This window comes from Herbiconiux sp. SALV-R1 (genome assembly GCF_013113715.1).
Taxonomy (GTDB): Bacteria; Actinomycetota; Actinomycetes; order Actinomycetales; family Microbacteriaceae; genus Herbiconiux.
The window spans coordinates 1,695,803-1,718,362 of record NZ_CP053344.1; the positions used below are offsets into that span (position 1 = coordinate 1,695,803).

The 22,560-nt window shown below is 70.0% G+C and carries 22 protein-coding genes; 3 read left to right on the forward strand and 19 right to left on the reverse strand.

Going from position 1 to position 22,560, the window contains the following annotated elements; all coding sequences use genetic code 11:
* Positions 1 to 63: 63 nt before the first annotated feature.
* From HL652_RS08185 to HL652_RS08240, 12 genes are all read right to left on the reverse strand, one after another.
* The gene (locus HL652_RS08185; RefSeq protein ID WP_171704877.1) at positions 64 to 504 is read right to left on the reverse strand and encodes a type II 3-dehydroquinate dehydratase; all 441 of its coding nucleotides are present in this window, start codon (positions 502 to 504) and stop codon (positions 64 to 66) included.
* Positions 505 to 512: 8 nt separating this feature from the next.
* Positions 513 to 1,592, reverse strand: coding sequence for a 3-dehydroquinate synthase (gene aroB / locus HL652_RS08190; RefSeq protein ID WP_171704878.1), 1,080 nt, complete (start codon positions 1,590 to 1,592; stop codon positions 513 to 515).
* Complete coding sequence (locus HL652_RS08195; RefSeq protein WP_171704879.1) at positions 1,589 to 2,113, reverse strand: shikimate kinase; 525 nt, start codon at positions 2,111 to 2,113, stop codon at positions 1,589 to 1,591. The genes aroB and HL652_RS08195 overlap by 4 nt, the downstream gene beginning before the upstream one ends.
* Positions 2,110 to 3,309 carry a chorismate synthase gene (gene aroC, locus HL652_RS08200; RefSeq protein WP_171704880.1) on the reverse strand — a complete coding sequence of 400 codons (1,200 nt, stop codon included), beginning with the start codon at positions 3,307 to 3,309 and terminating at the stop codon, positions 2,110 to 2,112. The genes HL652_RS08195 and aroC overlap by 4 nt, the downstream gene beginning before the upstream one ends.
* Positions 3,310 to 3,355: 46 nt before the next feature.
* Complete coding sequence (locus HL652_RS08205) at positions 3,356 to 4,243, reverse strand: shikimate dehydrogenase (RefSeq protein ID WP_171704881.1); 888 nt, start codon at positions 4,241 to 4,243, stop codon at positions 3,356 to 3,358.
* Positions 4,244 to 4,253: 10 nt separating this feature from the next.
* A complete protein-coding gene (gene mltG, locus HL652_RS08210; RefSeq protein ID WP_171704882.1) occupies positions 4,254 to 5,480 on the reverse strand; it encodes an endolytic transglycosylase MltG in 1,227 nt (408 codons plus the stop codon).
* Positions 5,473 to 5,958, reverse strand: a complete 486-nt coding sequence (gene ruvX, locus HL652_RS08215) for a Holliday junction resolvase RuvX (RefSeq protein ID WP_171704883.1) — start codon at positions 5,956 to 5,958, stop codon at positions 5,473 to 5,475. The genes mltG and ruvX overlap by 8 nt, the downstream gene beginning before the upstream one ends.
* Before the next feature lie 26 nt (positions 5,959 to 5,984).
* Positions 5,985 to 8,651, reverse strand: a complete 2,667-nt coding sequence (gene alaS, locus HL652_RS08220) for an alanine--tRNA ligase (RefSeq protein WP_171704884.1) — start codon at positions 8,649 to 8,651, stop codon at positions 5,985 to 5,987.
* 83 nt (positions 8,652 to 8,734) lie between these two features.
* Positions 8,735 to 8,953 (reverse strand): hypothetical protein, encoded by a 219-nt coding sequence (locus HL652_RS08225; protein WP_171704885.1) that lies wholly within the window; start codon positions 8,951 to 8,953, stop codon positions 8,735 to 8,737.
* 45 nt (positions 8,954 to 8,998) lie between these two features.
* Positions 8,999 to 9,421, reverse strand: coding sequence for a DUF948 domain-containing protein (locus tag HL652_RS08230; RefSeq protein WP_171704886.1), 423 nt, complete (start codon positions 9,419 to 9,421; stop codon positions 8,999 to 9,001).
* Between the two features lie 81 nt (positions 9,422 to 9,502).
* A complete protein-coding gene (gene rpsD / locus HL652_RS08235; RefSeq protein WP_171704887.1) occupies positions 9,503 to 10,132 on the reverse strand; it encodes a 30S ribosomal protein S4 in 630 nt (209 codons plus the stop codon).
* A 194-nt stretch (positions 10,133 to 10,326) separates the two neighbouring features.
* Positions 10,327 to 11,709 (reverse strand): replication-associated recombination protein A, encoded by a 1,383-nt coding sequence (locus HL652_RS08240; protein WP_171704888.1) that lies wholly within the window; start codon positions 11,707 to 11,709, stop codon positions 10,327 to 10,329.
* Positions 11,710 to 11,769: 60 nt separating this feature from the next.
* On the opposite strand from HL652_RS08240, the gene HL652_RS08245 reads away from it, so the two are divergent.
* The 3 genes from HL652_RS08245 (at position 11,770) to HL652_RS08255 (ending at position 14,630) form a co-directional block, all read left to right on the forward strand.
* Positions 11,770 to 12,582, forward strand: coding sequence for a peptidylprolyl isomerase (locus tag HL652_RS08245; RefSeq protein WP_171704889.1), 813 nt, complete (start codon positions 11,770 to 11,772; stop codon positions 12,580 to 12,582).
* A 115-nt stretch (positions 12,583 to 12,697) separates the two neighbouring features.
* Entirely contained in the window at positions 12,698 to 13,927 is a 1,230-nt protein-coding gene (locus HL652_RS08250; RefSeq protein WP_171704890.1) for a DUF349 domain-containing protein, read from the forward strand.
* A gap of 97 nt (positions 13,928 to 14,024) precedes the next feature.
* Positions 14,025 to 14,630, forward strand: coding sequence for a type IV toxin-antitoxin system AbiEi family antitoxin (locus tag HL652_RS08255; RefSeq protein ID WP_171704891.1), 606 nt, complete (start codon positions 14,025 to 14,027; stop codon positions 14,628 to 14,630).
* Here HL652_RS08255 and HL652_RS08260 read toward each other — a convergent pair.
* From HL652_RS08260 to ruvC, 7 genes are all read right to left on the reverse strand, one after another.
* Positions 14,609 to 16,867, reverse strand: a complete 2,259-nt coding sequence (locus HL652_RS08260) for a RelA/SpoT family protein (protein WP_171704892.1) — start codon at positions 16,865 to 16,867, stop codon at positions 14,609 to 14,611. The genes HL652_RS08255 and HL652_RS08260 overlap by 22 nt on opposite strands.
* Before the next feature lie 57 nt (positions 16,868 to 16,924).
* Positions 16,925 to 17,926, reverse strand: a complete 1,002-nt coding sequence (gene secF / locus HL652_RS08265) for a protein translocase subunit SecF (protein WP_171704893.1) — start codon at positions 17,924 to 17,926, stop codon at positions 16,925 to 16,927.
* The gene (secD, locus tag HL652_RS08270; RefSeq protein ID WP_171704894.1) at positions 17,926 to 19,659 is read right to left on the reverse strand and encodes a protein translocase subunit SecD; all 1,734 of its coding nucleotides are present in this window, start codon (positions 19,657 to 19,659) and stop codon (positions 17,926 to 17,928) included. The genes secF and secD overlap by 1 nt, the downstream gene beginning before the upstream one ends.
* 69 nt (positions 19,660 to 19,728) lie before the next feature.
* The gene (gene yajC, locus HL652_RS08275; protein WP_171704895.1) at positions 19,729 to 20,151 is read right to left on the reverse strand and encodes a preprotein translocase subunit YajC; all 423 of its coding nucleotides are present in this window, start codon (positions 20,149 to 20,151) and stop codon (positions 19,729 to 19,731) included.
* Positions 20,152 to 20,229: 78 nt separating this feature from the next.
* Complete coding sequence (gene ruvB / locus HL652_RS08280; RefSeq protein WP_171704896.1) at positions 20,230 to 21,261, reverse strand: Holliday junction branch migration DNA helicase RuvB; 1,032 nt, start codon at positions 21,259 to 21,261, stop codon at positions 20,230 to 20,232.
* Positions 21,258 to 21,890, reverse strand: coding sequence for a Holliday junction branch migration protein RuvA (gene ruvA, locus HL652_RS08285; protein ID WP_171704897.1), 633 nt, complete (start codon positions 21,888 to 21,890; stop codon positions 21,258 to 21,260). The genes ruvB and ruvA overlap by 4 nt, the downstream gene beginning before the upstream one ends.
* Positions 21,887 to 22,504, reverse strand: coding sequence for a crossover junction endodeoxyribonuclease RuvC (ruvC, locus tag HL652_RS08290; protein WP_171704898.1), 618 nt, complete (start codon positions 22,502 to 22,504; stop codon positions 21,887 to 21,889). The genes ruvA and ruvC overlap by 4 nt, the downstream gene beginning before the upstream one ends.
* Between the last annotated feature and the right edge of the window lie 56 nt (positions 22,505 to 22,560).

The window sequence follows — 22,560 nt, forward strand, 5'->3', positions numbered from 1 at the left end:
AAGTCCGTTTCGAATGGAGAAGAAGGTCAGACCGGTGTTTCGGCCCTGAAAGAGTGTACCGGCTCAGTCGCCGGGCAGCAGGAGGGAGTGCAGCGCCAGGCGGTACGAGGTGAACCCGAAGCCCGCGACCACCCCCGAGGCCACCGCCGAGATGACGCTCGTGTGCCGGAACGTCTCCCGCGCGTGCGGGTTCGAGATGTGCACCTCGATGAGCGGCACCCCCGCCTTGGTGACCAGCGCCGCCGCGTCGCGCAGCGCGTACGAGTAGTGGGTGAAGGCGGCGGGGTTCAGGATGACGGGCGACCCGGTGTCGACCGCCTCGTACAGCCACGAGATGAGCTCGGCCTCGTCGTTGGTCTGACGGAGGTCGACCTGGATGCGGCCGACGGCATCCGCCACCAGCAACCGCTCGAGGGCGGGAAGGTCTTGCGAGCCGTAGACGTCGGGCTCACGGCTGCCCAGGCGACCGAGGTTGGGGCCGTTGAGCACGAGGACTGTCGACATGCTGACTCCTAGGAGGCGATCTCTTGGTAGGCGGCGAACAGCAGCGAGGTCTCGGGGCCCTGCAGCACGGTGGGCCGTGCCAGGTCGTCGAGCACGATGAAGCGCAGCATGCTGCCGCGCGTCTTCTTGTCGCGCTGCATGGTGGCGAGCAGGGTCGGCCAGCGGCCCGCGGGGTACGAGGTCGGCAGGCTGAGCGACTCGAGGATGCGCCGGGTGCGGTCGACCACCTCGTCGGGCAGGCGCCCGGTGAGCCGGCTGAGCTCGGCGGCGAACATCATGCCCACGGCGACGGCGGCTCCATGGCGCCACTGGTAGCGCTCGGCGTGCTCGATGGCATGACCGAGGGTGTGGCCGAAGTTGAGGATCTCGCGGAGCCCGGCCTCCTTGAAGTCGCTCGACACCACCCGCGCCTTGACGGCGATCGAGAGCTCGATGAGGCGGCGCAGCTCGTCGCTCCCGGGGTCGGTCGCGCGGTCGACGTCGGCCTCGATGATGTCGAGGATCTCGGGCTCCGCGATGAGCCCGCACTTCACTACCTCGCCGAAGCCCGCGAGGATCTCGTTGCGGGCGAGCCCGCGCAGCAGGTCGAGGTCGGCCACCACGAGGCTCGGCGCGTAGAACGCCCCGACGAGGTTCTTGCCCTCGTTCGTGTTGATGCCGGTCTTGCCGCCGACCGCCGCGTCGACCATGCCGAGCAGCGTCGTGGGCGCCTGCACGAGCGTGACCCCACGCAACCAGGTCGCCGCGACGAAGCCCGCGAGGTCGGTGACCGCACCGCCGCCGAAGCCGATGACGGCGTCGGTGCGGGTGAAGTCGGCCTGCCCCATGACTTGCCAGCAGAAGGCGGCGACCTCGACCCGTTTGCCGGCCTCCGCATCCGGGATCTCGGCGAGCAAGACCTCGTAGCGGTCGAGCAGCGACTCGCGGAGCTCGGCCGCCGCCGCACCCAGGGTGGGCGGGTGCACGATCAGCACCTTCGCGACGGCGGGGCCCAGCCCCTCGGCGACACGGCCGAGAATGCCGCGGCCGACGAGCACGTCGTAGCCCGACTCGCCCGTGACGGTGATGGTGGTGACGTCGGAGCTCATCGGGCGCCGCCCTCCAGGTCGATGACGGATGCGCGGAACTGCTCGCGAGCCCACGCCGCGATCTCCTCGGCCACCTCGTCGGCCGGCCGGTCGGTGCTGTCGATGACGTGCCCGGCGAGGCGGTGGTACAACTCGCGGCGCGACTCGAAGAGTGCGCTCCAGGCGTCGAGGTCGCCGGCCAGCGGGCGCTTGCCGTTGCCGAGGCGTGCGGCGACGGCGTGCGGCTGCACGGTGAGCAGGAGCACCGGCAGGCCCTCGAGATCGGCCTGGGTCTCCGCGTCGAGAACGGCCCCGCCCCCAAACGACACGACGGCATCGGTCTCGAGAGCCTGCACGACCGCGGCGCGCTCGAGGGCCCGGAAGTGCGGCTCGCCGTGCTCGGTGAAGATGTCGGCGATCGGCCCGTGCTCGGCGACCACGAGCTTGTCGGTGTCGACGAACGGCAGGTCGAGCAGTCGCGCCACCCGCTTGCCGATGCGGGTCTTGCCCGCGGCCGGCGGCCCGATCAGCACGAGCTTCATGCGCGGGCGACGCCGGTGCGCAGCGCCTCGGGAATGGCGGCGAGGTACGACTCGAGGTTGCGGCGGGTCTCGCCGACCGAGTCGCCGCCGAACTTCTCGAGCACCGCATCGGCCAGCACGAGCGCCGTCATCGCCTCGGCCACCACGCCCGCCGCGGGCACGGCGCACACGTCGGAGCGCTGATGGTGCGCCGCAGCGTCTTCGCCGGTCGCGACGTCGATGGTGTGCAGGGCGTGCGGCACCGTGGCGATCGGCTTCATGCCGGCGCGCACGCGCAGCACGGTGCCGGTCGACATGCCGCCCTCCGTGCCTCCCGCGCGGTCGGTGGCGCGGGTGATCTCGTCGCCCTGGCGGTAGAGCTCGTCGTGCGCGGCCGAGCCGCGGCGGCGAGTGGTCTCGAAGCCGTCGCCGACCTCGACGCCCTTGATCGCCTGGATGCCCATGAGTGCGGCGGCCAGGCGCGAGTCGAGCCGGCGGTCCCAGTGCACGTGCGAGCCGAGGCCCGGGGGCAGCCCGTAGGCGAGCACCTCGACGACCCCGCCGAGGGTGTCGCCCTCCTTGTGGGCGTCGTCGATCTCGGCGACCATGAGCGCGCTGGTGGCCTCGTCGAAGCAGCGCACCGGGTCGGCGTCGAGCGCGTCGACGTCGCCGGGCAGCGGCAGCCGGCTGCCGTCGGGAACGCGCACCGGGCCGATGGCGAGGGTGTGGCTCACCAGACGGATGCCCAGCTCGCCGAGGAACGCCTTCGCCACGGCACCCAGCGCCACGCGCGCAGCGGTCTCGCGGGCGCTCGCGCGCTCGAGGATGGGGCGGGCCTCGTCGAAGTCGTACTTCTGCATGCCCACGAGGTCGGCGTGACCGGGCCGGGGGCGGGTGAGGGGCGCGCTGCGCCCGCGGCCGGGGAGCTCCTCCTCGAGCGGATCGACACCCATGACCTCGGTCCACTTCGGCCACTCGGTGTTGCCGATACGGACGGCGACGGGGCTGCCGAGCGTCTTGCCGTGCACGACGCCGCCGGTCATCGCCAGCTCGTCCTGCTCGAACTTCATGCGGGCACCGCGGCCGTAGCCGAGTTTGCGGCGCGCCAGATCGGCACGGAGGTGATCGAGGGTGACGGGGATGCCGGACGGGAGGCCTTCGACGATCGCGATGAGTTCTTGACCGTGGGACTCGCCGGCGGTGAGCCAACGGAGCATGACTACGATCTTTCCACAACGGCCGCACCCGTCGTGCCAGCCGGGCTCAGGAGGCGACGGCCTCCAGCAGCGCCGCGGTCATCCGGTCTTCGCCGTCGATCTTCACCAGGGGGTCGCCGTGGACGAAGATGCGCAACTGGGCGACCGCCTGGTGCACCAGCATGGTCAGGCCGGGGATGACCGTGCTGCCGGCGGCACCCCAGAGCACTCCGAGCTCGCTCGGCCACGGGTGGTAGGCCACGTCGAGCAACGGCGCCCTCAGCGCGGGGGTGCCTGTGAAGCGAGCCGAGACACCTGCGCCTCCGGGGAGCGTCGACACCGTGAGATCGGGCTCGAGCGCCGCCACGGCGTCGCGGTCGTGCAGCGCCACCACCGTGCGGCTGAGGCCCGCAGCGCGCGCAGACTCCACCACCGACGCAGCCTTGTCAGGGCTCCGCAGCACGATGTCGACGTGCTCGGCGCCGAGTTGTGCGAGCGCCACCACCGTCGAGCGGGCAGTCGCTCCCCCGCCGACCACCATCGCCGACTTCACGGCGGGTATCCCGCCGCGCACCAGACATTCACGGATGCCGTAGACGTCGGTGTTGAAGCCCTCGAGACGGCGCCGGCCGTCGTCGAAGGTGACCAGCACGGTGTTCACTCCACCCGCGGTCGTCGCCACCGCGTCGACCGAGTCGAGCAGCGGGATGATCGTCTCCTTGAGCGGCATCGTCAGAGACAGCCCGCGCCAGGGCGGGGTGAGCCGCTCGACGAAGCCGGCCAGAGCATCCGAATCGACCTCGACGGCCTCGTACTGCCAAGGCAGCCCGAGCACCGAGTAGGCGGTGCGGTGGAGCAGCGGCGACCGCGAGTGCGCGATCGGCGAGCCGAGCACGGCGAAGCGGTGCGGCACGTGCAGACGGTCGGTCTCGTCGTCGAGGTACGTCGGTGTCATGCCCTGGAACCTACTCGATCTCGGGGTGAGCCGCCCACCATTCCTGAAGTCGCTCCACCGCGGCGGCGTGCTCGTCGGCGGTCTCCGAGAACACGGTCTCGCCGGTGTCGAGGTCGACGGTCACGAAGAAGAACCAGGGCCCGTCGGCCGGGTGGATCGCCGCGTTGATGGCGTCGTCACCGGGGTTCGAGATGGGCCCGGCGGGCAGCCCCGGGTAGAGGTAGGTGTTGTAGATGTTGCTCGGGTCTTCGCGCTCGGCCTGCGTGGTCTCGACCCGGCTGTGGCCGGCGCCGTAAGCGATCGTCGCATCCGACTCCATGTTCCAGCCCGCGTTCAGGCGGTTGGTGAACACGCGGGAGACCTTCGCCATGTCTTCGACGCTGCCGGCCTCCTTCTGGATGAGGGCGGCGAGGGTGATCACCTTGAACCGGTCTTCGGGGGCGACCCCCGCGGCGTCGAGCGACTGGAAGGTGCGGTTCACCATGGTCGTGATCATGGTGGTGGCGTCGTCGCCCGGCTGGAACACGTAGGTCGCCGGGAAGAGGAAGCCCTCGATGCTGGGTGCCTCGGCGGGAACGCCGAGCGCCGCCCAGTTCGCGCCCACGGCCTCGAAGTCGGAGACCGGGAGGCCGGTGACCTCGGAGAGCTCCTGGTAGATGCCCTTCGCGCTCGAGCCCTCGGGGATGGTGACCGTGAAGTCGACCTTGTTGTCGGGGTTCTGCAGGGCGTCGAGCGCCGACTGCGCGCTCATCTGCTCGGCGAGCTTGAAGGTTCCCGTCTGGAACACGGGCGCCGGGTCTTGCTTCAGCAGCAGGTCGTAGAACGCGGCCGAGCTCTTCACCACGCCGGCGGCGGCGAGGTTGTCGCCGATGGTCTCGCCGAAGTCGCCGTCGTTCACGACGAACATCACCTCGCCGGTGCCGCTGCCCTCGTAGTCCTCGACCTGGTTGCCGGCCAGCAGCGTCTGCACCTGCGAGCCGAAGGTGTTGAACAGGAACACGCCGGCGCCGCCGAGGAGGCCGACGATCACCACGGTGGTGATGAGCGGCACCACCCAGCGGGGGCGCTTGCGGCCGCCTCCGCCCGACGACGAGCCGCGGTGGCGGGTGCCCCGCGAGCCGGAGCCGCCACGGGCGTCGCGGCGCGAGGAGGGCTGGGCGGTGCGTTGCGCCGGTGCCGCATCGTTGCGGAAGAACTCGGCGAACGGGTGGTCGGTGGGTGGCTGGCGGTCAGTCACGGACACTTCCTTCATTCGGGTCGATGAGGATGCCGGGCGGCTGTCCCGAGGCACGCTCCGAGTCGAGAGCGTGCTGCACGAGTATAACCGCGGCCACCTGATCGATCACGGAGCGGGAGCTCCGAGTAGTGCGGCCACTGCGGTGCAGCGCCGATTGGGCCGACACCGTCGTGAGGCGCTCGTCGACCATCCGCACGGGCACGTCGCCTGAGGCGGCGAGCCGTTCGGCGAAGTCGCGCGCATCCTGCGTCGAGGCGGTCTCGGTGCCGCTCATCGACAGCGGCAGGCCCACGACGAACTCGATCGGATCGAGCTCGTCGGCGATGCTCCGGATGCGCGCCAGGTCGGCCCCCGCATCCTTCTCCCCGCTCCTCGGCACCGTCTCGACCGGGGTGGCCAGCATTCCGTGGAAGTCGGTGCGCGCCACACCGATGCGGGCCTTGCCCACGTCGATCCCGATCCTGACTCCGGTGCGCATCCGCTCCTCTCCCGACCCAAGCGGGCCTACCCCGCCACCGCGTTCGCGATGGCCTCGAGGGCTGCCGGAATGGCGGAGGCATCGGCGCCGCCGCCCTGGGCGAGGTCGTCTTTGCCACCGCCACCGCCGCCGAGCACGCCGGCGGCGAGCTTCGCGAGGGCTCCGGCCTTGGCGCCGGCAGCGCGGGCACCGTCGGTGGTCGCGACGATCACCACGGGCTTGCCGCCCGCGACGGCGGCGAGGGCCACCACGGCGGCGGCCGAACCGCCCGACACGAGGGCTTCGCGCACGCCGGTGGCGAGCTGACGCACGTCGTCGGCCGAACCCAGCTCGCCCACGTTCTCGGCGACCAGGGTGACGGAGCCGACCGCGCGGGCCGACTGGGCGATCCCCGGGATGCGGGTGGTGAGCTGCCCGGCCTCGAAGGCGGCGATCTTCTTCTCGGCGGCCTTCAGGTTGGCGCTCAGATCGGCGATGCGCGCGGCGATCTCGTCGCGCGGCGCCTTGAGCGAGGAGGTGAGCTGGGCCACCAGAGCGCGCTCGGCGGCGAACTCGCGGAAGGCCTCGAGCCCCACCAGGGCTTCGACGCGGCGGTTGGTCGAGCCGATCGACGACTCTCCCTGCAGGTTGATCAGGCCGATCTGCGCGCTCGACGCCACGTGGGTGCCGGCGCAGAGCTCGCGCGAGAAGGGGCCGCCGATGTCGACCATGCGCACGATGTCGCCGTACTTCTCGCCGAACAACGCCATGGCCCCCATCGAGCGCGCTTCGTCGATGGGCAGTTCGCGGGTGACCACCTCGAGGTCGTCGCGGATGGCCTGGTTCGCGATCTCCTCGATCTCGGTGCGGGTGTCGGCCGAGAGCGGCTGGTTCCACGAGAAGTCGAGGCGCATGTAGCCGGCCTTGTTGTAGGAGCCCGCCTGATGCGCCTGCTCACCGAGGGTCTGGCGGAGGGCGGCGTGGATGAGGTGGGTGGCCGAGTGCGCCTGGGTGGCGCCGCGGCGCCAGCTCGCGTCGACCACGGTGCGGGCGAGGTCGCCCACGGCGATCTGGCCGCTCGTCACCTCGGCCCGGTGGCTCACGAGCCCCTTCACGGGCTTCTGCACGTCGAGCACGGTGAGCTCGAAGCCGTCACCCACGATGGTGCCGGCGTCGGCCTCCTGCCCGCCCGACTCGGCCCAGAGCGCGGTCTCGGCGACGATGACCTCGACCTGCTCGCCGGCGACGGCGCTGGTGACGGAGACCCCGTCGACGATGAGGCCGAGCACCGACGACTCGGCCTCGAGCTCGTCGTAGCCACGGAAGACCGTCTCGCCGACGGCGCGGAACGGGCTGTAGACGCTGAGGTCGGTGATGCCGAGCTTCTTCGCCTTGGCGTCGGCCTTCGCGCGCTGCTTCTGCTCGGCCATGAGCGACTCGAACGCCACGCGGTCGACCGTGATGCCCGACTCCTCGGCGATCTCGAGGGTGAGGTCGATCGGGAAGCCGTAGGTGTCGTGCAGGAGGAACGCGGTGTCGCCGGGCAGCACCTCTGCGCCGCCCGACCTGGTCTCGCTCACGGCGAGATCGAGGATGGCGGTGCCGCCCGCCAGGGTGCGGAGGAACGACTCCTCCTCGGCGTAGGCGCCGCGCGAGATGCGGTCGTAGTCGCGCTCGACCTCGGGGTAGGCCGCCTTCATTGCGTCGCGCGAGGCGGTGAGGAGCTCCGGCATGGTGGCGGTGTCGACGCCGAGCAGGCGCATCGAGCGCACGGTGCGGCGGAGCAGGCGACGGAGGATGTAGCCGCGGCCCTCGTTCGACGGGGTGACGCCGTCGCTCATCAGCATGAGAGCGCTGCGCACGTGGTCGGCGACCACGCGCATCCGCACGTCGTCGTCGTGGTGGGCGCCGTAGCGGCGGCCCGAGAGCTCGGCGGCGCGGTCGAGCACGGGGCGCACCTGGTCGATCTCGTAGAGGTTCTCGACGCCCTGCTTGAGGAAGGCGACGCGCTCGAGGCCCATGCCGGTGTCGATGTTCTTGCGCGGCAGCTCGCCGAGGATCTCGAAGTCGGTCTTCGAGGTGCCCTCGCCGCGGAGGTACTGCATGAAGACGAGGTTCCAGATCTCGATGTAGCGGTTCTCGTCGGCCACCGGTCCGCCTTCGATGCCGTAACCGGGGCCGCGGTCGAAGTAGATCTCCGAGCAGGGGCCGGCGGGGCCGGGCTGGCCGGTCGACCAGTAGTTGTCTTCTTTGTCGCGGCGCTGGATGCGCGCATCCGGAAGACCGGCGACCCGCTTCCAGATGTCGATCGCCTCGTCGTCGTCTTCGTAGACGGTGACCCAGAGGTCGCGTTCGGCGAAGCCGAGGCCGCCGTCGGACTCGCTCGTCGTGAGCAGCTCCCAGGCGTAGCCGATGGCGCCTTCTTTGAAGTAGTCGCCGAACGAGAAGTTGCCGTTCATCTGGAAGAAGGTGCCGTGCCGGGTGGTCTTGCCGACTTCTTCGATGTCGAGGGTGCGGATGCACTTCTGCACGCTCGTGGCACGCGGATACGGCGCGGGAACCAGACCCGAGAGGTAGGGGATGAACGGCACCATGCCCGCGACGGTGAACAGCAGCGAGGGGTCTTCGCTCACGAGCGACGCGGAGGGGACCACGGTGTGGCCCCGGTCGCCGAAGAAGTCGAGCCAGCGGGAGCGGATGTCAGCGGTGTACATGGGTGTCGGGGGTCCTCAGGGGCGTCAGGGGGTGGAACGAACGCGACCCGCCGGCGCGTGGGCGCCCGGCGGGTCGTGAGGGGTCACTTGGCGATCTTGGAGACCTTGTCGCCCGCGTCGGCGATCGCCGACCGCAGCTCGGCCTCGCGCTCGCGGTAGCCGTCGACCAGCGAGTCGCTGAACTCCTTGGCCTTCTTGTCGAACTCGGCGAAGAACTCCTTGCCGCTCTTGGTCTGGTTGAACTGGTGCGCCACCAGGAATCCGATGCCGATCCCGGCGATCAGCCACAGAGCCTTCTTCATTGTGTTCTCCTCGTTCGTCTCGGGGGCCGGAGCCTCCCGACCAGTTTAGTGCGACGAGCGCTTCGGCTTCTTGAGCGATCGGGTGGGCTTCGAGGAGGCGGCGTCGGCGACGCGGTCGGCGGCGCGGAAGCTGAGGATGCCGGCGCGCACGGCGGCGCTGAAGGAGGCGAGCTTGATGAGCGGGCCGCCGACGGAGGCGGCGAACAGGGCCACGAGCGAGGAGACGTTGCCCGTGACCTCTTCGACGTTGCGGGTGATGGCGTCGACCCGGGCGAGCTGCTTGTTCGCCTCCTGCACGGTCGCCGTCGACTCGCTGAGGATGGGGGTGATGCCGTCGCTGACGTCTTTGATCGAGTCGCGGGTCTGGTCGAACACGCCGCCGAGCTTCACCAGCGGGATGGCGAGCAGCCCCACGAGTACGGCGAACACGCCTGCCGCGATCAAGCCTGCGATGTCTCCACCGGTCATGGAAGGTCTGCCTCTCTGAAGACGACGAAAGCGGGCCACCCGTGGGGTGACCCGCTCTCTAGTATGTCGCGCGTTCGCCGATCAGCGAGCCGCGTAGTACTCGACCACGAGCTGCACTTCGCAGGTCACGGGAACCTGGGCGCGCTTCGGGCGGGCCACGAGGCGCGCCTGGAGCTTGTCGAGCTCGACCTCGAGGTAGGCCGGGGTCTTCGGCAGCACGTCGACGTGACCGCCGGCAGCGGCGACCTGGAACGGCTCGGTGCCCTCGGAGCGGGTCTTCACGTGGATGAGCTGACCCGGCTTCACGCGGAAGGAGGGGCGGTCGACCAGCTGGCCGTCGACCAGGATGTGACGGTGCACGACCATCTGACGGGCCTGGGCGGTGGTGCGGGCGAAGCCGGCGCGGAGCACGAGGGCGTCGAGACGCATCTCGAGGAGCTCGACCAGGTTCTCACCGGTCAGGCCCTTGGTGCGGCGGGCCTCTTCGAAGGCGATCTTCAGCTGCTTCTCGCGGATGCCGTACTGAGCGCGCAGGCGCTGCTTCTCGCGCAGACGGACGGCGTAGTCGCTGTCCTGCTTGCGCTTGGTGCGGCCGTGCTCGCCGGGAGCGTAGGGGCGCTTCTCGAGGTACTTGGCCGCCTTCGGGGTGAGGGGGATGCCGAGCGCCCGGGAGAGGCGGGTCTTGCTGCGCGTACGCGACTTGGTAGCCACTTACGTCCTTTCGGTATGAGTTCTTACGAGATGAATGTGCGCACAGGCGTGCGCCTGACTCCACAGGAGTCCAAGTAAGAGGGATTCGCCGGGTGGCTCGGCTAAAGAGCGCTGTCCCGTCATCGAACGTCGATCGGCAGCCGCTCCGAATAGACGCTGATTAGGCGTCGACAAGACTAGCACAGCGGATGCCGCTAATTCTGCTTTCCCCGCGTGATGTCGCGGAGTTTCGCCAGGCGTGCCGACACCTCGCGCTCGTGCCCGTGATCGGTGGGCGTGTAGTACGTGGTGCCGCGCAATTCGTCGGGCAGGTACTCCTGGCGCACCACCCCGAGCGCGTCGTCGTGCGGGTACTTGTAGCCCTTGCCGTGCCCCAGCCGTTTCGCCCCGGCGTAGTGGGCGTCGCGCAGGTGCTTCGGCACCCGCCCGAACCTGCCGGCCTTCACATCGGCGATCGCCGCGTTGATGCCCATGTAGGACGCGTTCGACTTCGGCGCGGTGGCGAGGTAGACCACGGCCTCGGCGAGCGGGATGCGCCCCTCGGGCATGCCGATCATCTGCACCGCCTCGGCCGCGGCGACGGCGATGGGCAGCGCCTGCGGGTCGGCGATGCCGATGTCTTCGGAGGCGAGGATGATGACCCGCCGCGCGATGAAGCGCGGGTCTTCGCCCGCCTCGAACATGCGGGCGAGGTAGTGCAGCGCTGCGTCGACGTCGGAACCGCGCACCGATTTGATGAAGGCGCTGATGACGTCGTAGTGCTCGTCGCCGTTGCGGTCGTAGCGCAGCAGCGCGCGGTCGACCGACTGCTCGAGGATCTCGGGGGTGATGAGCGGCGGCTCGAGCTCGACCGAGTCGACTCCGGAGTCGTCGTCGTCTTCGTCGTCGGGGTCGGTGGCGGCCAGCGCCGTCGCCGCCGACGCCTCGAGCGCGGTCAGCGCCCGCCGCGCGTCGCCCGACGCCATGCGGATGATCGCCGCCCGCGCCTCGGGATCGAGCGTGACCTTGCCGGCCAGACCCCGCGCATCCGTCACCGCACGGTCGAGGAGCACCCCGAGGTCGTCGTCGGTGAGCTGCTCGAGCGTGAGCAGCAGCGAGCGTGAGAGCAGCGGTGAGATGACGGAGAAGGAGGGGTTCTCGGTGGTGGCCGCGACCAGGATGACCCAGCCGTTCTCGACCCCCGGGAGCAGAGCATCCTGCTGGGCCTTGGTGAAGCGATGGATCTCGTCGAGGAAGAGCACGGTCGACAGGCCGTAGAGGTCGCGGTTGCGGAACGCCTCCTCCATCACCTGGCGCACGTCTTTGACACCCGCGGTCACGGCCGAGAGCTCGACGAACTTGCGGCCCGAGGAGTGGGCGATGGCCTGCGCCAGGGTGGTCTTGCCCGTGCCGGGAGGGCCCCAGAGAATGACGGAGACCGAACCGCTCGTGCCCCCCTTGTCGGAGGCGAGGTTCACCAGGGGCGAGCCGGGGCGCAGAAGGTGCTTCTGACCGGCCACCTCGTCGAGCGAGCGCGGGCGCATGCGCACGGCCAGCGGGACTGCTCCGGAGTGGAGTCCCGGTTGCTGAGAGGCCATGCGTCTAGGGTACTGTGAGGCGCCGACAGCGGCGGTCGCACGCACACCTATGGAGGACCAGTGGCACCCAGCAATCAGGAGCGCGCTGCGCGTGAGGCACGCACCCGACTGAGGGACTACCAGGCCAGGCAGCAGGCGCACGGTGAGCGCATCCGTCGCCGGGTGCGCGACAACATCATCGCCGGTGCCGCCGTCGTGCTCGTGATCGCCGGCGTCACTGCGGCGCAGATCTTCTACTTCGACGGCGGGCCCGGGTCGCCCGTGGCCTCCCCCGCGCCCACATCCACTCCGGCGGCGACGGATGCTCCTGCCGAGGGCGACGACGCGGCCGGCCAGAACACCGGCGACGTGCCCCCGGCGACCCTCGCCGAAGACCGCACCTGGACGGGCACGCTCACCATCAACGACATCCCGCTCGGCATCGAGCTCGACGGCGCCGCCGCGCCCCAGGCCGTCTCGGCCTTCATCTCCCAGACCCAGGACGGCTTCTTCACCGGCACCTCGTGCCACCGCCTCACCACGAGCGGCCTCTTCGTGCTGCAGTGCGGCGACCCCACCGGCACCGGCACGGGCGGCCCGGGCTACAGCTACGGGCCCGTCGAGAACGCGCCGGCCGACAACGTATACCCGGCCGGAACGATCGCGATGGCGCGCCAGGGCGGCAACGGCTACAGCATGGGCAGCCAGTTCTTCATCGTCTACGACGACACCACGCTCGGTGCCGACAGCGCCGGCGGCTACACCGTCATCGGCAAGGTCACCTCCGGGCTCGACGCGCTCGAGTCGGGCGTGATCGCCGCGGGCACCGCCGACGGCTCGACCGACGGCAAGCCCGCCGCCTCCGCCGTCATCACCGGCGTCACCGTGCAGTGACGACCGCCGCGGCGGGATGCGGTGGCGCATCGGGCAGAGACCACCCGTGACCGCCGCCGAGCTCGTGCAATAGGCTTGTGCCCGTACTCCAGACATCGTCGACAGGAATGGTTCCGTGACCGTTAGTGAACAGCACCCGTGGGGACGAGTCGACGACGACGGCTCCGTCTACGTCATCGAGGCCGGCGTCGAGCGACTCGTGGGCCAGTACCCCGACGGCTCGCAGGAGGAGGCGCTCGCCTACTTCGAGCGCAAGTACACCGACCTCGCCGGCCAGGTGACGCTGCTCGAGCAGCGCGCCAAGCGCGGCGCCCCCGCCGCCGACATCGCGAAGGCCGTCGCCTCGCTCACCTCCTCGGTCGAGTCGGCCAACGCCGTCGGTGACCTCGCCTCCCTCCGCACGCGGCTCGAGGCGCTCTCCTCCACCGTGAGCGAGATCACCGAGCAGCAGTCGGCCGAGGCCCAGGCGAACCTCGCCGGGGCCATCGCCGAGCGCACCGCGATCGTCACCGAGATCGAGACGCTCGCCGCGCACGACCCGGCGAAGGCGCAGTGGAAGTCGGTCACGGCGAAGATCGACGAGCTGTTCTCCCGCTGGCAACAGCACCAGCAGAACGGCCCCCGCCTCCCGCGCGCCGAGGCGCAGGAGCTGTGGAAGCGTTTCCGCGACGCCCGCACCTCGCTCGAGACCCAGCGCAAGGCCTTCTTCGCCGAGCTCGACCAGGTGCACCGCGACGCGCGCACCCGCAAGCAGGCCCTGGTGGAGCGCGCCGAGGCGCTCGCCCCGCGCGGCGCCGACGGCATCCCCGCCTACCGCGACCTGCTCGCCGAGTGGAAGTCGACCGGCCGCGCCGGCAAGAAGTACGACGACGCCCTGTGGGACAGGTTCAAGGCCGCCGGCGACGTGCTCTACACAGCCCGCACCGAGGTCGTCGCCCGCGACGACCAGGAGTTCGGCGAGAACCTCACCCAGAAGCTCGCCCTGCTCGACGAGGCCGAGCCGCTGCTCAAGGAGAAGGACCGCACGAAGGCCCGGGAGGCCCTCACCTCGATCCAGCGCCGCTGGGACGAGATCGGCAAGGTCCCGCGCGACCAGGTGCGCGTCGTCGAAGACCGCCTACGCAAGGTCGAGGCGGCCGTGCGCAAGCTCGACGAGGAGCACTGGGAGCGCAGCAACCCCGAGAAGAAGGCGCGCTCCGAGGGGCTCGCCTCGCAGCTCACGGGGGCCATCGAGAAGCTGCAGCGCGAGATCGACGACGCCCGCGCCGCCGGCGACTCCAAGAAGGTCGCCGAGCTGCAGGAGTCGCTCGACGCCCGGAAGGTCTGGCTCGACGCCCTCGGCTGACGGATGGGAGTGCTCCCCCGAGCGTCGGCTGCGGGGAGTTCTCCACAGATCGACGGATGCGCGCCACGGCCGAGCGCGCGGGTGACAGCATCGTGAGATGCACCGCTCCACCGCGCTCCCGCTCCTCCTCCACGCCGCAGAGCTCCCCGAAGCCGAACTCCAAGCGGCCCGACTCGACCGCGCCGTGGTGTGCCTCGGCGAGAGCTTCGTGCCGGTCGATCTGCCGGTGGGCCCGCGGCTGCGCGCAGGCGCGCTCCGCCGCGAGGTACCGGAGGGCTTGCTGGCCGAGCGGCTCACGGCGGCGTGGGTGCACGGGGCCTGCGCCCGGCCACCCGGCCCTCCTCAGCTGTGCGTGCCCGCGCCCGGGCGGGTGTCACCCGCGCACCGGGGCGCGCTGCGGGTGAGACAGGTCGTGCTCGCCGAACGCGACGTCGAGGTGGTCGCGGGTCTGCGCGTCACCTCGATGCGCCGCACCGCCCTCGACCTGCTCCGCCAGCCCGCCGCCTTCGATCGCCGCACGGCGGTCGTGGTGTCGACGCTGCTCCTGGCCGGAGACCTCGGCACCGCCGCCCTGCGAGACGAGCTCGAGCGGTCGGAGCACCTGCCCTACCGCTACCGGGCCCTCGCCCGGCTCGCGCTGTTCGACCCCGTCGGCGGGCTGCTCCCCCGGCCCCGGCGGCCTCAGCCCCCGGTCACCCGGTAGACGTCGTACACGGCGTCGATGCGCCGCACCGCATTCAGCACGCGGTCGAGGTGCGTGGTGTCGCCCATCTCGAACACGAAGCGGCTGATCGCCAGTCGATCGCTCGAGGTGCTCACCGAGGCGGAGAGGATGTTCACGTGGTGCTCCGAGAGCACCCGTGTGACGTCGGAGAGGAGGCCCGAGCGGTCGAGAGCCTCCACCTGGATCTGCACGAGGAACACACTCTTTGACGACGGCGCCCATTCGACGTCGATCATGCGCTCGGGCTCCGAGAGCAGCGAGGCCACGTTGTGACAGTCGGCCTGGTGCACCGACACGCCCGAGCCGCGGGTCACGAAGCCGACGATGTCGTCGCCCGGAACCGGGGTGCAGCACTTGGCGAGCTTCACCAGGATGTCGGGGGCACCACGCACGAGCACACCCGAGTCGCTGTGCGTGACACGGGGCCGGTTGCCGACGAAGACGTCGAGGTCGGAGTCGTCGCTCTCGACCTCCGTCTGCAGCGACGCGATGACCTTCTCGATCACCGACTGGGTCGAGACGTGACCCTCGCCGATCGCCGCGTACAGGCCCGACACGTTGTCGTAGTGCATGAGCGACGCGACCTCGGCGATCGAGTCCTGGCTCATCAGCTTCTGCAGCGGGAGGTTCTGCTTGCGCATGGCGCGGGCGATCGCATCCCGCCCCTGCTCGATGGCCTCGTCGCGCCGCTCCTTGGTGAACCACTGCCTGATCTTGTTGCGGGCGCGCGGGCTCTGCACGAAGCTCAGCCAGTCCTGCGACGGGCCGGAGTCGGGGTTCTTCGAGGTGAAGACCTCGACCACGTCGCCGGAGCCGAGCGTGGAGTCGAGCGGCACGAGCCGCCCGTTCACCTTCGCGCCCATGGTGCGGTGGCCCACCTCGGTGTGCACGGCGTAGGCGAAGTCGACCGGGGTCGCGCCGGCGGGGAGACCCACCACCTTGCCCTTCGGCGTGAAGACGTAGACCTCTTTCGCGCCGATCTCGAAGCGCAGTGAGTCGAGGAACTCCCCGGGGTCGACCGTCTCGGCCTGCCAGTCGGAGATGCGGGCGAGCCACGCCATGTCGGTGTCGGGCGCGGCGGTGCTCGCCGCTGCCGACTTGCCCCCGTTCATCCGCTCCTTGTACTTCCAGTGCGCCGCCACACCGTACTCGGCGCGCTGGTGCATCTCGTTGGTGCGGATCTGGATCTCGACCGGCCGGCCGCCGGGGCCGATGACCGTCGTGTGCAGCGACTGGTACAGGTTGAACTTCGGGGTGGCGATGTAGTCCTTGAAGCGGCCGGGGATCGGGTTCCACCTGGCGTGGATCGAACCCAGCACGGCGTAACAGTCGCGCACCGTGTTCACCAGCACCCGGATGCCGACGAGGTCGTAGATCTCGTCGAACTCGCGACCGCGCACGATCATCTTCTGGTAGATGGAGTAGTACTGCTTCGGCCGGCCCACGACCTTGCCGCGGATCTTGCCGGCCTTGAGGTCGTCGCCGACGGCGTCGATGACCTGCTGCACGTACTCCTCGCGCTGCGGGGTGCGCTGGCGCACCAGGTTCTCGATCTCGACGTAGAGCTTCGGGTAGAGCACCGCGAAGGAGAGGTCTTCGAGCTCCCACTTGATCGACTGGATGCCCAGGCGGTGCGCGAGCGGCGCGTAGATCTCGAGCGTCTCTTTCGCCTTGCGCTGCGCCGACTCGGCGTTCACGAAGCCCCAGGTGCGCGCGTTGTGCAGCCGGTCGCAGAGCTTGATGATGAGCACCCGGATGTCGCGCGACATCGCCACGATCATCTTGCGCACCGTCTCGGCCTGGGCGCTGTCGCCGTACTTCACCTTGTCGAGCTTCGTCACGCCGTCGACGAGCATGGCGACCTCGTCGCCAAAGTCGTGACGCAGCATGTCGAGCGAGTACTCGGTGTCTTCGACCGTGTCGTGGAGGAGCGCCGCTGCGACGGCCTTCGACCCCAGGCCGAGTTCGGCGAGGATCTGGGCGACGGCCACCGGATGCGTGATGTACGGCTCACCACTGCGCCGCTTCTGCCCGTCGTGGGCTCGCTCGGCCGTGGCGTAGGCGCGCTCGACGATGGAGATGTCGGCCTTCGGGTGGTTGGCCCTGACGGTGCGCAGCACCGAGTCGACCGCTCCCACGGGCTGAGCGCGGGAGAACAGACGCGGCACGAGACGGCGCAGCGTCGCTGTCGACGTGGTGCTGGTGGTTTCCGTCATCTCAGGCCTCCACCTCGATTATGGCAGGCGCCGAGGGGGCGCCGAACCCTGATCGCCTCAGGCGGACACCGCGGCCTTGGCGGCCCGCTCGCGGTCGGTCTCCACCTGCGCGTCGTGCTTGCGGATCTTCGCCTCCTTATGCCGGAACTGCACGTACAGCGGCGCCGCCACGAAGATCGTCGAGTAGGTACCGACGATGATGCCGATGAGAAGCGCCAGCGAGATGTCGCGGAGCGTCGAGGCGCCGAGCACGAACGAGCCGATGATGAGGATCGAGGCCACCGGCAGCGCGGCCACCACCGAGGTGTTGATGGAGCGCACCAGGGTCTGGTTCACCGCGAGGTTCACCATGTCGGAGAAGGTCTGGGTGCCGCGTTCGTCGAGCGCCGCGGTGTTCTCCCTGATCTTGTCGAACACCACGACCGTGTCGTAGAGCGAGTAACCGAGGATCGTCAGGAAGCCGATGACGGCCGCCGGCGTGATCTCGAGCCCGGTGAGCCCGTAGACCCCGGCCGTGATGACGAGGTCGTGGATGAGCGCGATGAGGGCGGCGGCCGCCATCTTCCAGGTGCGGAAGTAGATGGCCATGAACACCGCCACCAGCACGAGGAAGATGACGAGGCCGCGGATGGCCTGGGTGGTGATGTCGGCGCCCCAGGTCGCTCCGATGAAGGAGGTCGTCACGTCGTCGACCGGCACGTCGTAGGCGGTGGCGAGAGCCTGCTGCACCTCGGCGGTCTGCGTCTTGTCGAGCTCGTCGGTCTGCACGCGCACCGAGTCCTGCCCGAGGGTGGAGACGCGGGGGTTGGCGCCGCTCACCGAGGAGTTGACCGCATCCGTCGCCAGGTTCTGGTCGAGCGTCGCCACCTGCGACACCGTGAACTCTGAGCCACCACGGAACTCGATGCCGAACTCATAGCCGCCGCGCAGCCACGGGCCGACCAGGGCGATGAGCACCAGGATGCCGGAGATGATGTACCAGATGCGGCGCCGGCCGATGAAGTCGATCGAGCGCTTGCCGGTGTAGAGGTCGTTGCCGAACTGGGAGAAGCTGGCCATCAGGAGTTCTTCCCCTCATCGGTGGGACGGGTGGAGTCGGCACCGCTGGTGCCCTTGGTCGAGCTGGCGGCGAGTTCGGCAGCCTTGCGCTCGGCGATGGTCTGGCGGCGCGCGGCCTCCCGGCTCGAGGAGCCCTTCTTGGCGGCGGTGACCGATGCGGCCGGTGCCCGGAACTGGGCGCGGCCCCGGTAGACGGCGCCGAGCGCCCGCGGGTCGAGTCCGCTCAGCTTGTGGCCGTCGCGGAAGAACGGCAGTTCGGCCAGCAGCGTCATGAGCGGATGCGTGAACAGGATGACCACGATGATGTCGACGATCGTCGTGAGACCGAGCGTGAAGGCGAAGCCGCGCACGTTTCCGATAGCGAGCACGTACAGAACTCCGGCAGCGAGGAAGTTCACCGCATCGGATGCGGTGATGGTGCGGATCGCGCGCTTCCACCCCGCCTGCACGGAGGAGTTGAGGCTCCTGCCGTCGCGCAGCTCGTCGCGTATTCGCTCGAAGTAGACGATGAAGGAGTCTGCGGTGATACCGATGGCCACGATGAGACCCGCGACACCCGCGAGCGACAGACGGAAGTCGATGCGCCACGACATCAGCGTCACCAGCAGGTAGGTGAGCGCCGCCGCCACCACAAGCGAGGCGATGGTGACGAGACCGAGCAACCGGTACTGGATGAGCGAGTAGATGATGACGAGGAGCAGACCGATCGCGCCGGCGATGAGGCCAGACATCAGCTGGGTCGAACCGAGTGTCGCCGAGATGGCCTCCGACGACTGCGTCGTGAAGCCGATCGGCAGGGCACCGAACTTCAACTGGTCGGCGAGGGTCTGCGCCGAGTCCTGCGTGAACGACCCGGAGATCTGCGCCTTGCCGTCGGTGAACGCGCCACCGGTGGTGGGAGCCGTGATGACGCGGCCGTCGAGAACGATCGCGAACTGGTTCTGCACGCCGGTGAGGCCGTAGAGCCGGGTGGTGACGTCGGCGAACTTCTTGGTGCCGGCGTCGTTGAACGAGATGTCGACGACCCACTGGCCGGTCGACGCGCCGTTCTGCGTGGTGGCGACACCCGCGGAGGCGTCGGCGATGTCGGCGCCCTCGATCTCGACCGGGCCGAGCAGGTACTTCACGCCGTTGTCGTCACAGGTGATGAGCGGCTGGTCTGCGGGCGCCTGGCCCGCATCCTCAGCTGCCTCCGAGTTGCAGTCGAAGGAGTCGAACTGCGCCTGCAGCGCCGGGGTGACCCAGGCGAGGTCGCTGCCGTTCGTCGGGCTCGCGGTCGGCGTCGACTCGAGCGACGGGTCGGGCGTGGCGCCCGGCGTCGAAGTGGTGCTGGTCGACGCGACGTCGGCGAGCAGCACCGCGCGGAAGTCGAGCTTCGCCGACGACTCGATGCGGTTGAGCGTCGCCTCGTCGGGGCTGCCCGGGATCGAGACGACGACGTTCTGGCCGCCCTGGGTGGTGACCTCGGCCTCCGACACGCCGCTGGCGTCGACACGCTGGCGGATGATCGACACCGCCTGGTCGAGCTGCTCCGACGAGACCTGCTGGCCCGACTCGAGCTTCGGGGTGAGGATGATCTGCGTGCCACCCTCGAGGTCGAGCGCGAGCTTCGGCGTCCACGTCGCGGTGCTCCAGATCACACCTCCCGCGATGGTGCCGACGAGGACGGCGAAAATGACGCCCAGCCAGATCAGCGTCTTCCACGCCTTCTTGACCGCGGTAGTTTGTGCCACCTGAGTTACTCAGCTTTCTCTGCCGCTCGAGCCCCGGGGCGTCGAGCGTGGATCAGCGGGGACGAGTTGCTACTCGTCGCCCTTCTTGTCGGACTTCTCCGCGCTGACGTCGGGTGTCGCGGTGCTCTCGTCGGCCGTGGTGGTGGCGGGCTCGTCGATCCGCTCTCCGTACTCGGGCTCCCCGTCGTTCGTGTGGTCGACCTCGGTGGTCGTCGGCGCGAGCGGCGAGTCGGTGACCACGCGGGTGACCGTCTGGCGGTGCACCTTGAGCACGGTGCCGGGGGTGGTCTCCAGGAGCACCTGGTTCTCCTCGTCGTCCATCTCGAGGATGGTGCCGAAGAGGCCGAAGTTGGTCATGACCTCGGCGCCGACCATCACCTTGCTCTGCAGCTCCTCGGCCTGCGCCTTGCGCTTGCGGCTGTTGCGGAACATGAAGAACACCAGCACGGCCAGAACGACCAGCATGATGATTGTCAACGGATCGAATGCCATGAAGAAAGGCGCCTTCCAGAAAGTGGGGGGAGTTGGGCAGGACACATCCTAGGGGGGTGCCCTGAAGACCAGCTTGAATTATAGGTCATCCCCGAACAGCGCATCCGAATTCCTCGCCAGCCCGAAGTGGGCCCAGCCCGCCTTCGTGGCGACGCGACCGCGCGGGGTGCGCGAGATGAGTCCGATGCGCACGAGGAAGGGCTCGACCACCGACTCGATGGTCTCGGCCTCCTCGCCCACCGACACCGCGAGCGTGGAGAGTCCGACGGGGCCCCCGTCGAAGCGCTTGAGCAGCACGCTCATCACGGCGCGGTCGAGCCGGTCGAGGCCCAGCTCGTCGACGTCGTAGAGCTCGAGCGCGGCGCGCACCGCCTCGAGCGTCGCTCCCCCGCCGTCGACCAGGGCGTAGTCGCGCACCCGGCGCAGCAGGCGGTTCGCGATGCGGGGGGTGCCGCGTGAGCGCGAGGCGATCTCGCGCAGCGACTCCTCCTCGATGGCGACGCCGAGCAGCTGGGCGGCGCGGTGCAGTACCCGCACGAGCTCCTCGGTCTCGTAGAACTCGAGGTGCGCGGTGAACCCGAAGCGGTCGCGCAGGGGATTCGGCAGGAGACCGGCCCGGGTCGTCGCGCCCACCAGCGTGAACGGCGCAAGGTCGAGCGGGATGGAGGTGGCCCCGGCCCCCTTGCCCACCATGATGTCGATGCGGAAGTCCTCCATCGCGAGGTACAGCATCTCCTCGGCGGAGCGCGCCATGCGGTGTATCTCGTCGATGAAGAGCACCTCGCCGGGAACGAGCGACGACAGCACCGCGGCGAGGTCGCCCGCGTGCTGGATGGCCGGGCCGCTGGTGAGGCGCAGCGGCCGATCGGTCTCCTGCGCCACGATCATCGCGAGCGTCGTCTTGCCGAGCCCGGGAGGGCCCGCGAGCAGGATGTGGTCGGGCGTGCGCTGCTGGATGGCGGCGGCGTCGAGCAGCAGCTGCAGCTGACCGCGCACCTTGCGCTGCCCCACGAACTCCGACAGCGACTTCGGCCGGAGTGCGCCCTCAAAGGCGATCTCCGCCTCCGACTGCGCCTCCGGGTTCACCAGGTCGTCGCCGGGGGCGGTCATCGTGCTCCCCCGGCGTGCGGGGCGGGCCCGAGCACGGCGAGGGCGAGCCGCAGCAGCGACTGCACGTTGCCCGCATCCGTCTCACTGGCCGTCTCGAGCGCCTCGTCGACGGCGGCCGTGGCGTTGCGCTCGGGCCAGCCGAGGCCCACGAGCGCCCGCTCGACGTTGTCGCGCACGAGCTGCGAGGGCGCCGCCGACGGCCCGCTCGAGGCGGCGGCGGCCGCGTGGGCGGCGGTGAGCTTGCCGGTGAGGGAGACCACGATGAGCTTCGCGGTCTTCGGGCCGATGCCGCTCACCTTGCGGAAGGCGCTGTCGTCGTCGCGGGCGACGGCGAGGGCGACCTCGGAGGGCGTGAGCTCGGCGAGCACGCCGAGGGCCGACTTGGGGCCCACCCCGGTGACGCCGATGAGCAGGGTGAAGACGTCGAGCGACTCCTGGTCGGGGAAGCCGAACAGGGAGAGGCTGTCCTCCCGCACGATGAGCGAGGTGAGCACCGTCGTCTCCGTGCCCTGGCGCAGGGTGAGGGCGTGGCGCGCGGTGACGCTCACGGCGAAGCCGACGCCGCCCACATCGAGCACGAGCATCCCGCCCGACACGCTGAGAACCGTGCCACGGAGTGCAGAGATCATCGCACCAGCCTAGGGGCGGCGGGCCGCCGCTTCGCGCCTTGCTCGGCGGCGCGCCACGCCTGCTGGGCCGGGGTGAGCGAGCCGGCGCCGGCCGAGCCCGCGGCAGCGGCGGGGGTGACGGATGCGCCCACCACTCCCCCGAGCGGCCCCCGCCAGGCGTGGCAGATGGCCAGCGCGAGCGCGTCGGCGGCGTCGGCGGGGCGCGGGATCTCATCGAGCCGCAGCACCTTCGCCACCATCGTTCCCACCTGCTTCTTGTCGGCCTGCCCGTAGCCCGTGATGGCGGCCTTCACCTCGCTCGGCGTGTGCAGCCCCACCGGGAGCGACCGGCGCGCGGCGGCGAGCAGCGCGATGCCGCTCACCTGCGCGGTGCCCATCACCGTGCGCACGTTGTGCTGCGCGAACACGCGCTCCACCGCCACGCTGTCGGGGCGATGCTCGTCGAGCACGGCCTCGACGCCCGCCGCGATGCGCAGCAGGCGCTCCTCGAGGGGCAGCTCGATCGGGGTGGTGATGACCGACACGTGCACCAGCACGGCCGTGCGCGTCGGCGCCACGTCGACCACACCCACGCCGCAGCGGGTCAGGCCGGGATCGATGCCGAGCACGCGCATCCGCTGACCGCCTTCCGTTCGGTGTCGCTCGTCACCTCGCTGGTCGCCTCCGGGTG